Below are 12,962 nucleotides of genomic sequence, written 5' to 3' on the forward strand. Positions count from 1 at the left end.
ATCGTTGAAGAGGCTTTATAAGTTACCTTACGTTGCTAGCCGCAATATTACAGCCTTCTCTACTAAAACACAACCGATACAAGATGATTTTGGGTAGTTATAGAAATGATTTTGCACACCGAAATACAAAAGGCCCGATGTTCTGACTTGAACACCGAGCCTTGATTGTCATTAATTGTGGATAATAATATAAGCAGACATAGTTACACCAGCTATGGGGTATTCCTACTTATAACGCACCTGTTTTGATTTCTTCTACTACCGATGGGTCGAGTAGGGTAGAGGTATCGCCTAAGTTAGCAGTTTCGCCTTCGGCTACTTTTCTCAAAATACGACGCATAATTTTTCCTGAACGAGTTTTGGGTAATCCACTCACAAACTGAATTTTGTCAGGCTTGGCAATTGGCCCAATGATACGGGTAACAGTTGCCAATATATCTTTACGAGTTAGGTCTGCATCGTTGATATGCTTTTCGCAAATAACATACGCATAGATACCTTGGCCTTTGATGTCGTGAGGATACCCAACAACCGCCGATTCAACCACGCCAAGGTGCATATTGATAGCATTTTCTACTTCGGCAGTACCGATACGGTGTCCCGAAACATTGATTACATCATCTACACGCCCCGTGATTCTGTAATAGCCATCTTCGTCTCTTAAACAGCCATCGCCTGTAAAATAAAGATTTTTGTAAGTAGAGAAATAAGTTTGACGACAACGCTCGTGGTCGCCATAGGTAGTTCTGATAATAGAAGGCCAAGGGAATTTGATACATAAGTTACCCGAAACGCCATTTCCTTCGATTTCGTTGCCTTGCTCGTCGACCAACACTGGCTGAACCCCAGGAAGCGGAAGAGTTGCATAAGCTGGTTTGGTTTTGGTAACATTGGCAATAGGCGAAATCAAAATACCACCTGTTTCGGTTTGCCACCAAGTATCTACAATTGGGCATTTACCTTTCCCAATTTTTTCGTTGTACCAGTGCCAAGCTTCTTCGTTGATAGGTTCGCCTACCGAGCCTAAAACTTTCAACGAGCTTAAATCTTTACCTTCTAAATACTGATCGCCATAAGACATCAACGAGCGGATGGCCGTTGGGGCAGTATAAAGAATATCTACTTTATGTTTATCTACAATATCCCAGAAACGACCCGCATCAGGATACGTCGGAACGCCCTCAAACAACAAGGTAGTAGCTCCACAAGCCAATGGGCCATAAACAATATAAGAGTGCCCAGTAATCCAACCAATATCGGCCGTACAGAAATGTACTTGTCCTGGCTCGTACTGAAATACATTGGCAAACGAATAGGCCGAATACACCATATACCCTCCGCAGGTATGTACTACACCTTTGGGCTTGCCTGTCGAGCCTGAAGTATAAAGGATAAACAGCATGTCTTCAGAGTCCATTTCTTCGGCAGGGCAGTCGGCAGACACCAATTTTACTTCATCTTCCCACCAGCAGTCACGGCCTTTGAGCATCGAAACGGGTGTACGAGTACGAGTCGATACAATAACACGTTGTACCGAAGGGCATTGGATAAGGGCATCGTCTACGGTGGCTTTCAACGGAATTTCTTTGTTGCCACGGAAAGCCCCATCAGAAGTTACAACGATATTACATTCGGCATCGTTGATACGGTCGGCAATAGATTGAGCCGAAAATCCTCCAAATACTACAGAGTGGATAGCCCCAATTCTGGCACAAGCCAAAACAGCAATAGCTAGCTCAGGAATCATTGGCATATAAATACAAATGCGGTCACCTTTTTTTGCACCGTTTTTTTTCAAAACATTGGCAAAACGACAAACTTGCTCGTGCAATACCTTATAAGTAATGGTATGAGCGGCTTCGTCGGGGTTGTTAGATTCCCAAATAATAGCAGGTTGGTCACCTTTAGTAGCCAGATGGCGGTCTAGGCAGTTTTCGGTGATGTTCAACTTTCCACCTTTAAACCAATTCACTTTAGGGTCGGTAAAATTCCATTCTAAGGTTTTTCTCCAAGGTTTTCTCCAATAAAAGTTTTGAGCAATTTCGCCCCAAAAACCTTCTGGGTCTTCAACACTGTACTGATATTTCTCCTGATAGTCTTCGAATGATTTAATTTTTAAGTCCATTGCGTGATTATGTTTTTGGCCTGTCGGTTGTTTCTTTTTTCAGCTTGCCTTATTATTATGCTAAAAGGTTCTGTTTACATAGTCAAAATGACAGGAATGTAAAGAAGGTACGAATTGTTAAATTTTATACTGTAAAAATACAAGATGATTCTTTCTGGATTGTTATACTTTGTAGGGTTTTATGCTAATTTAATATATATTTTATTGCTAAAATTCTATATGTTGAAGATAGAATACAAAAAAAAGCGTCGACTTGTACTTTTTGAAGATAAATTAAAGGAAATTGTACTTTTTGTTGAAGTATGTTGCGTTTTGATTTTTCGGATATAAAATCATGATTGAGGGTAAAAAATAAAAGTCAGCATTTCTTATAGAAATACTGACTTTTATTTTGGTACGAAATATATTACTGATTAGTGTCCTCCACCAATTTCTATTTCACTGCTTGATACAACATTGACAAGCCAAATGGCTGCTCCAATAATAGCCGCCGCAATAATGATTCTGAGTATCCAGTTTGGTTTTTTTTCGGTTTCTGTGCTCATAGTGTTATGATAGTTTTGTTTTGAAATAAGTTTTGATATGAATCGGTATGCTTTAAAGTATTAATTACGATTGGGCATACACGGTGAATTTAGTTTTTCACATTGGCAAAAGCCTCACCAATTTTTCGTTCTTCTAATCTTGCAGCAATTTCGGTCAAAATAGCAGGGTCGTCGATTGTAGAAGGTACGCTAAAGTTTTCGCCATCGGCAATTTGTCGTATGATTTTTCTCAAAATCTTCCCTGAACGAGTTTTGGGTAATCTTTTTACCAAAATAGTATTTCTATAAAAAGCTACAGCACCAATTTGCTCACGAATTTGTGCAATGGTTTGTTGCTCTAAAGTAGCTTCGTCGATAGTCTGTCCATCTTTTAGGACAGCAAAGCCGACGGGTCTTTGTCCACGGAGTTCGTCGCCGATACCCACAACAGCACATTCGGCCACGGCAGGGTTCGATGCGATGATCTCTTCCATAGCTCCAGTAGAAAGGCGGTGTCCAGCTACATTGATAACGTCGTCGATACGCCCCATAATAAATACATAGCCATCTTGGTCGATATAGCCTCCGTCGCCAGTAAGGTAATACCCTTCAAAGGTATTTAGGTACGAAGTTTTAAAACGTTCGTCGTCGTTCCAGAGTGTTGGTAAGCAACCTGGGGGCATTGGCAATTTAATACAAACATAACCGTCTTGATTGGGGCCAAGTTCGTCGCCAGCTTCGTTGAGGATTTTTAGTTCAAATCCACAGATAGGCTTAGTAGCAGAGCCAGCTTTCACAGGAAAAGCCTCGATGCCTACCATACCCCATCCTGTTTCGGTTTGCCACCAGTGGTCAAGTACAGGAAGTTGAGATATTTCCTGAAGCCATTCCAAAGTAGGGGGGTCGCAGCGTTCGCCTGCCAAATAAATAGCTTTTAGCGAGCTAATATCGTATTGTTTTAGGAGTGCAGCATGAGGGTCTTCTTTTTTGATAGCCCTAAAAGCTGTTGGGGCTGTAAAAAAACATTTTACTTGGTGTTCTTCTATTACTCGCCAGAAAGTACCTGCATCGGGTGTTTTGATAGGTTTTCCTTCAAATAAAATAGTAGTGCAGCCATAAATAAGAGGAGCGTAAATAATATACGAATGTCCTACTACCCAGCCTACATCGGAGGCTGCCCAGTACACATCGCCAGGCTCAACATTGTAGATATTTCGCATAGAAAAGTGCATCGCAACAGCATGGCCGCCATTGTCACGAACAATCCCTTTGGGCTTGCCTGTAGTACCAGAAGTGTATAATATATACAGTGGGTCGGTGGCATCTACTATTTCGCAAGGAGCTTCTGGCGAGTTTTGTACTAATGTTTCATAGTCGATGTCTCTTGGCTCGATAAGCGAAGCTTGACTTTGTGGTCTTTGGAATATTACACAGTGAGCAGGCTTGTGCTCGGAGGCATCAATGGCATCGTCCAAGAGGGGTTTATAAGCAATAACCTTTTCAAACTCGATACCACACGATGCCGAAATAATAACTTTTGGTTTAGCATCATCGATTCTGACAGCCAATTCGTGTGGAGCAAACCCACCAAATACTACCGAGTGAATAGCACCAAGCCTAGCACAAGCAAGCATGGCCATTGCAGCCTGAGGAATCATTGGCATATAAATCACAACGGTGTCGCCTTTGCCAACGCCTAAGGCTTTGAGGCCCCCAGCTAATTTAGCTACTTCTTTGGTTAATTCACTATAGCTATACTTTTTTACACTTTTGGTAGCAGGGGAGTCATAAATAAGGGCTATTTGGTTGCCACGACCATTTGCTACGTGGTAATCTAAGGCCAAATAGGCCGTGTTCATCTTGCCACCCTTAAACCATCTGTAGAAACCCTTTTCGTCGATAGATAGGGTTTGACATGGTGCTTCGAACCACGAAATGTTAGTAGCCTGTTCTGCCCAAAAAGCCTCGGGGTTATCGATGCTGAATTGGTATTTTTCTGCGTAAGACATTGATTATAAGCTTATAATATTGTTTTGTTATAATATTGAATATAGACTTTGAAGCGTATTTATTATAAAAAAAAACACCTAAATGCTCAACATAAATGTTGGTTTTTGAGCATTTATTTCCTCGTAAGTCTATCTGGAAAATAATGATATTTTTGTATCTACTAAATTAAGACTTACCTATAAAAAACGCTGAAAAAATTAGCTAAACTTAGCTAGTCGCAATCCCTAGAGCCAAAGCGTTCACTTTTGATACCAATGTTCTGGTAGAGAATGGCTTAGGTACGTATAGGTCGGCACCCAAGGCATAACCTTTTTCCATGTCAGATTCCTTATTTTTGGCACTCAAGAATACTATTTTGATATGACTCAGCTTGAGTGTTCCTTTTACAAAATGACACACCTCATAACCATCAACATTGGGCATCATGATGTCTAATAATATAATTGATGGAATTTCACGTTCAATGATGTCAAGAGCTTCCTCTCCATCGCGAGCAATAAATACCTGATATCCTTCTTTTTTCATCAGGAATTCAAGCGACATCAAAATGCCTGGCTCGTCGTCAACTACTAATACTTTTAATTGTTCTTTCATCTTGAAATAGTGCTTGCTTGGTAGCGTGTACCAATAAATTATTCTAAAAAACAGGGAGCATAAAGGTAAATTTTGAGCCGTGTCCTACTTCGCTTTCTACCCAAATTTGTCCTTGATGCAATTCAACTATTTTTTTGGAAATAGCCAACCCTAGGCCACTTCCTTTAGGTTTTTTGATAGTTTGGTCTTCTGCTTGGAAAAATTTATCAAATATTAGTCGCTGAAACTCTTTGGCAATGCCCGCTCCGTTGTCTTGAATACTTGTATAAATAGCTCCTTCTACATAGTGTGTGGCAATTTGAATTTCGCCTCGGTCTGCTTCGCAGTATTTAATGGCATTTGATATTAAATTTACAACAACTTGGATTAATTTATCTCTATCGGCTTCAAATTTTGGTGCAAATCTGTCTGGAATAAATACAATCTTAATGCCTTTTTCCTTGGCTTGCTGATAAAGGGTTTCAATACTGTCTTTGATAATATCTTGAATATCTACTTTCTCTTTGGTAATTTTTGTCGTCCCGACTCATATTTTTCAAGGTCAAGTACCTGATTAATCAAGCGGCTCAGGCGGTCAGATTCTTTTACAACTGTGCCTAAAAAGTGTTCTCTTTCTTCTTGATCCATATCAGGATTATCGTACACAATTTCAGACAAAGCCCTAATAGATGTAAGAGGTGTTCTGATTTCGTGGGCTACCGTCGACAAGAAATCGTCTTTGAGTTTATCGGTTCTTTTCAGTATTTCATTGGCTTCTTTTAGCTCGGAGGTAGCTTTTTCTAGCTCAATGGATTTGCGTCGAAGTTCTTTGTTATTGACCATCAGTTCTTGTGAGGCACGTAAAATATTGATTACTTCATCCATCGAAATGTTTTCCTCTTTAGAAATCGATGCCACCATGATTCTTGCCGAAGCCGTGCCAACTACCCCTGCTAGCAGTTTTTCGGAATAAGTAACCAATTTAGGGTCGGCTTTTTTATTTTCAAGATTGAGGTTGTGTTTTTGGGCAAAAAGCCGAAGCACTCGGTCGGTTCTTTTTTCACCAAAGAAATTTAGTAATAAGGTTCTAATATCATGCAAATAGGCCGTTCCACGCCAAATAGTGGTATTATCGCTAAATTTAGAATGACTGAATATATCGACAAACGTTACAGCCTGATTAAGCTCGATAGAGGTTGCTTTGGTAAGCATCGAAAAAGTAAGATAACATCCTAAATTGAAAAATATACTCCAGAATAGACCATGCGAAATGGTATCCATACCTTCTAAACCAAACAAAGCAAAAGGTTTTAGTGCCGAAAACCCCCATAAACCTTTATCTAAAATCGACTGAGGAAAAATACCCGCTCCAATAAGCGAAGGTAAAACGAGCGTATAAAACCAAATAAATGTACCCAAAACAATACCAATGATAGCCCCTTTTTTGGTGCCTTCTTTCCAATATAGCCCTCCAATAATAGCAGGTGTAAATTGAGCAACAGCCGCAAACGACACCATTCCTATAGATACCAACGAGAAATATTGGGCAATAGCCTTGGCATAGGTATAGGCCAACAACAAAATAATGATAATACTGACACGCCTAATATTGTTGACCAATTGGCTCAAATTGTTGCCATACTTACTAATTACCGATGGAAAAGCCAGCAAAACGGGCATTACCAAGCTATTAGACACCATAATACTAAGGGCTATGGTTTCTACAATAATCATACTGGTGGCAGCCGAAAAACCACCTATATATGTTAGCAGAGCTAGAAACTTTTTATCGAATTTGAGTGGTATTGCCAACAAATAGTTGTCGGGATTGACATTGTTATGAGGAAAAATCAATGCTCCACCAAAAGCAATAGGCAATACAAATATGTTGATAACCAACAAATACAATGGAAAAAGCCACATGGCTTTGTTCAAATGTTTTTCATTGACATTTTCTACAACAGCAACCTGAAACTGACGAGGCAAAAACATAATGGCACTCATCGATAATGCTATATGCCAAAACCAGGTAGAGTATTCGCCCGAGGATTCGGTCATCAACAATTGTTGTTTGATACTTGGAATAGCCGATGCTCTGTTAAAAATATCGCCGAAGCCATTGAATACACCGTAGGTTACAAAAATGCCAACTACCAAAAAAGCCAATGCCTTGATAATAGACTCTGCCGCAATAGCCGCAACCATTCCTTCGTGGCGTTCGGTGGAGTCTATTTTGCGAGTACCAAAAATGATGGTAAAAATGCCGAGGCCAATAGCAATATAAAAAGTAAGGTCGTCCAGAAAAATATGCTGAACCTTGGGATCGCTAGTACCTGTTAGTATTCTAAAACTACTCGAAATAGCTTTTAGTTGAATCGCAATATAAGGTAATGTACCCATGAGGCACACCAAGGTAACAATAATACCAAGGGTTACATTTTTGCCGTATCTCGACGAAATAAAATCAGCTATCGACGTGATTCTGTATACTTTACATATTCTGATAATTTTGCGTACTACTATCCACCACAGGGGCATCATGAGGGTAGGGCCAATATATACCGATAGGTATTCGATACCATGACTTACTGCCCTGCCCACCGACCCGTAGAATGTCCAAGCGGTACAGTAAATCGCCAAAGATAAAGCGTATATGTAGGGGTTGGTAACCAAACTTTTGCCTCTTTCCGAGCGTTTTTCGGCCCAGTAAGCAACCCCAAATAAAAATGCCAGGTACAGCAAGGACGCTAAAACTAAGATTACGCTATTCATCGGGTTGGGAGTTATCTTGGTTTTTATTTACCTCTCTGACATTGATGTATATCACCACAATAAGGATAATCCAAAGAGAAAAAACATAGAAAAAAAGTAAAGGAATACCTGCTACCTGTGTTTCCAGATTGAAGATTGAAATAATCGGGAAATTGAATAATAGCAAAAACAGGCAACTCACAACAATTAATTTTTGCTCTTTTAGGGTTTCTTTCATGTTTTTAGGAAATAGGTATTGGCTTTTGGCTAAATACCTTGGTCATTAAAATTTGGCCTATCGACAGATACACTATGACATCGGCAAAATAATAACAAATAATATTTATTTAATAAAAAATAGGCAATTACTTAGCTAAGTTGGTAGAGTTTTTGTTTTACCGCTATTTTACCCTCATAAACTAAGAATGTATGCCAAGAGCCCGACTGAACTTCATTGACATACATTGCTCAACTTTTCTATCCCTAAAAACTATAATTGTTTTTTACTTCCCCTCTAAAGCTAGAGGTGACTATTTGTCTTCACTGAATTCTCCTTGTAAAGCATATTTACCAAAAATAAGTAGCCCACCCGTAATAATTGGTGTAAGGATAAACATGATGATAATACCAAAAACTAAGTCATCTTGTTTGCCAGAAGCTAGCTTTGGCAACCCTAGTTCTGAAATACCAAACCATGCGGCCGCAACGCCCAAAAGAATCCATACTATACCGAGTATTTTTTTTATTCCGTCCATTGTTGTATGATGTTTTTTAAATGATTAATCAGATGAAAAGCTAGCTGTTTGAACTGAAAATTAGATAGAGGATTCAAACAGCTCAACTCTACTATTCAACGCCTCCCTTTTTTTCTTTGATATAAAGCAAGCCAATTACAAAACATACTGCAGCTAATCAACATTGGGTATTTTAGGCCTTCCAAGTAAGGTTGTGCATATACGGCTGCTTTGCCTGCTTTTTCGGCTACTTCGTTGGCATCTTTGGCTTTTGATACCAAATAGGTAGCAATTGCTGGCATCAATCCTCCAAATACACCGTTACCAATGTGATATGGCAATGACATAGACGTATAGCGAATCTTCACTGGGAACATCTCTACCAAGAAGGCAGCTATTGGGCCATAAGCCATTGTTACAAATATCAACTGAATAAATACCATCCAAATCAATGTCCATTTGTCTCCTTCATTCACTTTTACTGTTTTGGTAACTTCAGCTTTAGGAGCTTCTTTCGATTTGTCGGCCAAGACTGTCAATTTCTTTACTTCTTTGTATTTTGTACCATCCGTAAACTCTTTGGTAATTGTTGTCGTAATCAACGAATCTGTTGTAGAGTTTTCTACCAAAGCACGTTTTACTTCTTCGGTTGTTTTAGCTGTGATCTCTTCTTTGTTTTTGATATTGGTAGTTTGGTAAATCTTCTCGTAGATTGGACGATAACACAACACCCCTAGCAATATCCCTGTAAGCATAATACCCTTGCGACCAATTTTGTCGGACAACCAGCCAAAGAATACAAAGAATGGAGTTCCCAACATCAATGCAATAATCAATAAGGTATTGGCTTGTTGAAAATCTACGTTACAGATTTTTAGGAGGAAAGTTTGGGCATAAAATTGACCTGTGTACCAAATCACCCCTTGTCCCATAGTAGCACCAAACAAAGCAAGCAAAACAAATTTGAAGTTCAATTTATTACCAAACGATTCTTTCAATGGGTTGGTCGATGTCTTTCCTTCAGCTTTTGCTTTGGCAAACAATGGCGACTCGTGCATATTTTTACGAATCAAAACCGATACATACACCATGATAATAGATACCCAAAACGGTACACGCCATCCCCAATCATCAAATTTTTCTTTACCTAAAGTTGATTGAGTAATCAAGATAACCCCCAACGAAATAAACAAACCCGCTGTAGCAGTAATCTGAATCCAAGATGTCCAAAAGCCTTTTTCGTTGGCAGGAGCGTGTTCAGCTACATAAGTGGCAGCACCACCATATTCGCCACCCAAGGCCAAACCTTGCAATAATCGTAGAATTAGCACCAATAATGGAGCAAAAAAGCCGATGGTTTCATAACCCGGAATACAACCGATAGCAAACGTAGCACCGCCCATTAGTACCAACGTAACCATAAATGTGTACTTACGGCCAATTAAGTCGCCCAAACGGCCAAAAAATAAAGCTCCAAACGGACGTACTACAAAGCCTGCGGCAAAAGTAGCCAAAGTGGAAAGGAAAGCGGCTGTAGGGTTTTCTTTTGGAAAAAATTGTGTTGAAATAATGGTAGCCAAGCTACCAAAAATGTAAAAGTCGTACCATTCAATTAGGGTTCCAACCGAAGAAGCTCCGATAATGGATGCAAGGCCGGCTGTTGATTTCTTTTCTGACATAATTGTTAATAGTTAAAAGGATTTGAATTTTGTATAAGGGTTATGGTTATAAATAGATTTGCGTTTGCAAAATAAATTCTCCTCTATGGTCAAGTACATTGCCTCCTACATATACTGGTCTCGACGAATATTGCCCAGTAATTTTTGCATGATGGCCGTCAATAAACCAGTTGATACCAAGATCCCAAGCTGTTCCTGATTCTTTAAGAGCTTTGAAGTTGCTGTTGGTAATAGCTCCAATTACTTGAAAACGGCTTTTGCCTTGTCCTTTTGGCAATAATAAACCTGCCTGAGCATACACGATTTCGCCAGTACCAATCAATGCACGAGCATTGCCTACTCCACTATTCGATAATTGAGCTTTGTCATAATTAGGGTCTACAGTTCCTTCGTTCATAATACCTAGATTGCGAAGGTAGTTAGGCCCAAAATTATAGTTGAAATATCCTGTATAAGCCGTAATTGCCATTCCTTTTTCTTTTTGTCCGATAGGCATATCCAAAAAGGCATCTGCCGCAAACAAGCCTATGTTATGGGCTTCTGGAGTACTTACATTGGTTGCCAATGTTTTAGTACCATCAGGATTGTTATAAAAGCCTACTCCCAAGTTGAACACCTTTTTAGTACCCAAATATGTACCTACTTTAAATGGCAATAGGTTGGATTCTTGTTCTAGGAACTGGTATTCTAAATAACCCGCTGTCGACCATTTGTTACCGATACTTGTGCCAATTACACCTTGGTTGTTGTCTACGGCAGGGCCACCAGCAAGTGGTACAATATTGGTAGAAAATGGTTTGTTCAAGCTTAGGCGATACTCTAATTTACCTGCTTTACCTTTGGCAAAAAAACCCATTTGGCGAGCAAACTGGTCTGAGTTTTCGATGAGTGGCCATGAAAATATAGGCGAGTCCACCATCAAGAAATTAAGAGTTGACCCCATTGTTAGGCGTGATACACCCAACATATAATGTAGCCCCGCACCAAGCGACATCGTAAATTTGTTTACTTTGCCTGTTTTCAAATTTTTGGGTAGAATCACATGGTATTCATTCCAAGCATCGTGGATAAACATCTGTGGTTTTTTACCTGCACCATACCCTCCCGTTCCTGAAGTACCAGTACCTCCGCCATTCACAAATGTTTGGTTATTGATACCCCAGTGGGTCAAAACCATATAGCGAGGTGATATTTGAGCATAAGCCAAAAAACGTGAGCGACGAATACCAATATCGCTGGTGGTAGATTCTGCTTTGCCGTTGACAAGTGTACCAGGGTTGTTTTCGATAGAACGTGCCCAGATTTGGTGCCAAGTGATAAAGCGTATAAACTTTGTACCTTCTGGATTTAGGTTCACTTTAATACCAGAACCGTAGTCGGCCGAACCTTGTGCTAGCGTATTTTGATAACCTAATAGCATTATAGCCAAAGTTGCCAATGAAAGTATAAACTTTTTCATAATCAAAGAATGGTTATTGTGGTTTTGTTTTGTTATGTTTTTTTATCTAAGTATTTGTTTATAAAATGGTTAAGTGGTGTGTGGTATATTTTTAAGTTGGTTTTTTATATAATTTTCAAAATTGGTTTTTTGTAATATTCTGTGCTTTTTTTGCATATTTTATGATACAAACCTCATAAAAAAAACTATACCAACAATATCAGTGGTATAGTTTTGCAATTTTTGTATAGTTTTTGTGGAAAATCTTTTCAATAATAGGATGTAAATTGAAAAACCCCTATCGTTGAATTAATGCTTGAGTCGTTCCCACTTAATAAGCATAAACTTGTCGCCTAATTCGGTGACAATCATGCCTGCCCCCTTCAAATTATCTCTATTGGCATAAAATTCGGCTAATTCTCTGTGATTAAGTATTTTATAGGTGGGGTGATATTCGTTGCCTTTAGGTACTTTTATTTGGTATTTTTTTACCCAATTCATCACCGAAACGTGCGAAACGCCCAATAAACGTTCAATTTCTCGGTAAGTAACTCCTTCTATGTAGAGTTGTAACGCTTTAATTACATAATACTGTGAAATTCCCTTTCCGAGTTTCTCTACAGTAAAGTTGTAATTGCAAGATTTACACTTAAAACGTTGTTTATCCTTGATAACACCGCTTTTCGTAACTAACGAAGAGTCACATTTGGGGCAATTTGGGTTTTTCATAGAAATTTTTGTGATATATTATGGTTAGCAAATATATATCATTTGAGCAACAATATAAAAGTTTTAATAAACTTATTTTTTGTACTAAAAATGATTGAAATAGAATGTCTATTCAAAATATTATTTTGGAAATTTAATAATATCGAAATTTTATTTGTTTTGTACAACAAAAGCTCTACTCTGTTGTACAAAACGAAGAAAATGTATAAAAAATAATGTTTTCTCTGTTAAAAGAGATAAATGTCATTTTCTACCAATTTTTTAATAAAAATTTTGAACATATCTGACACCTTGGCAATCAGTAGGTTTATTGGCTTGATAATGATTTCTTTTCGTTCAAAAAAATCATCTAGTTCAGGGTGTTTAGAGGAGAATTATAGGTATTTGTAATTAAGCAAT

The 12,962-nt window shown here is 38.7% G+C and carries 10 protein-coding genes and 1 pseudogene; all 11 read right to left on the bottom strand.

The genetic code is table 11. From position 1 onward, the window contains the following. Positions 1 to 229: 229 nt before the first annotated feature. On the bottom strand, positions 230 to 2,125 hold the full coding sequence (gene acs, locus FLEMA_RS0104260) for an acetate--CoA ligase (RefSeq protein WP_026994396.1): 1,896 nt from the start codon (positions 2,123 to 2,125) through the stop codon (positions 230 to 232). A 413-nt stretch (positions 2,126 to 2,538) separates the two neighbouring features. Then, a complete protein-coding gene (locus tag FLEMA_RS77270; protein WP_262486508.1) occupies positions 2,539 to 2,670 on the bottom strand; it encodes a hypothetical protein in 132 nt (43 codons plus the stop codon). Between the two features lie 89 nt (positions 2,671 to 2,759). Then, on the bottom strand, positions 2,760 to 4,658 hold the full coding sequence (locus tag FLEMA_RS0104270; protein WP_026994397.1) for a propionyl-CoA synthetase: 1,899 nt from the start codon (positions 4,656 to 4,658) through the stop codon (positions 2,760 to 2,762). 208 nt (positions 4,659 to 4,866) lie between these two features. After that, complete coding sequence (locus FLEMA_RS0104275) at positions 4,867 to 5,253, bottom strand: response regulator transcription factor (RefSeq protein ID WP_026994398.1); 387 nt, start codon at positions 5,251 to 5,253, stop codon at positions 4,867 to 4,869. A gap of 43 nt (positions 5,254 to 5,296) precedes the next feature. Beyond that, positions 5,297 to 5,764: a sensor histidine kinase gene (locus FLEMA_RS77320; RefSeq protein ID WP_310587239.1), complete on the bottom strand. Its 468-nt coding sequence runs from the start codon at positions 5,762 to 5,764 to the stop codon at positions 5,297 to 5,299. After that, a complete protein-coding gene (locus FLEMA_RS67450) occupies positions 5,746 to 8,004 on the bottom strand; it encodes a histidine kinase dimerization/phospho-acceptor domain-containing protein (protein ID WP_310587201.1) in 2,259 nt (752 codons plus the stop codon). The genes FLEMA_RS77320 and FLEMA_RS67450 overlap by 19 nt, the downstream gene beginning before the upstream one ends. Then, positions 7,997 to 8,221 carry a hypothetical protein gene (locus FLEMA_RS67455; protein WP_044170787.1) on the bottom strand — a complete coding sequence of 75 codons (225 nt, stop codon included), beginning with the start codon at positions 8,219 to 8,221 and terminating at the stop codon, positions 7,997 to 7,999. Before FLEMA_RS67455 ends, FLEMA_RS67450 begins: the two co-directional genes overlap by 8 nt. 292 nt (positions 8,222 to 8,513) lie before the next feature. Next, the gene (locus FLEMA_RS0104290) at positions 8,514 to 8,738 is read right to left on the bottom strand and encodes a DUF6814 family protein (RefSeq protein WP_026994399.1); all 225 of its coding nucleotides are present in this window, start codon (positions 8,736 to 8,738) and stop codon (positions 8,514 to 8,516) included. Positions 8,739 to 8,829: 91 nt separating this feature from the next. Then, a pseudogene (locus FLEMA_RS67460) lies at positions 8,830 to 10,396 on the bottom strand (MFS transporter). A 46-nt stretch (positions 10,397 to 10,442) separates the two neighbouring features. Next, a complete protein-coding gene (locus tag FLEMA_RS0104300) occupies positions 10,443 to 11,855 on the bottom strand; it encodes a hypothetical protein (protein WP_026994400.1) in 1,413 nt (470 codons plus the stop codon). 288 nt (positions 11,856 to 12,143) lie between these two features. Continuing rightward, positions 12,144 to 12,563, bottom strand: coding sequence for an IS1/IS1595 family N-terminal zinc-binding domain-containing protein (locus FLEMA_RS0104310; RefSeq protein ID WP_026994401.1), 420 nt, complete (start codon positions 12,561 to 12,563; stop codon positions 12,144 to 12,146). Positions 12,564 to 12,962: the final 399 nt, after the last annotated feature.

The sequence above is a fragment of the Flectobacillus major DSM 103 genome (assembly GCF_000427405.1).
GTDB lineage: Bacteria > Bacteroidota > Bacteroidia > Cytophagales > Spirosomataceae > Flectobacillus > Flectobacillus major.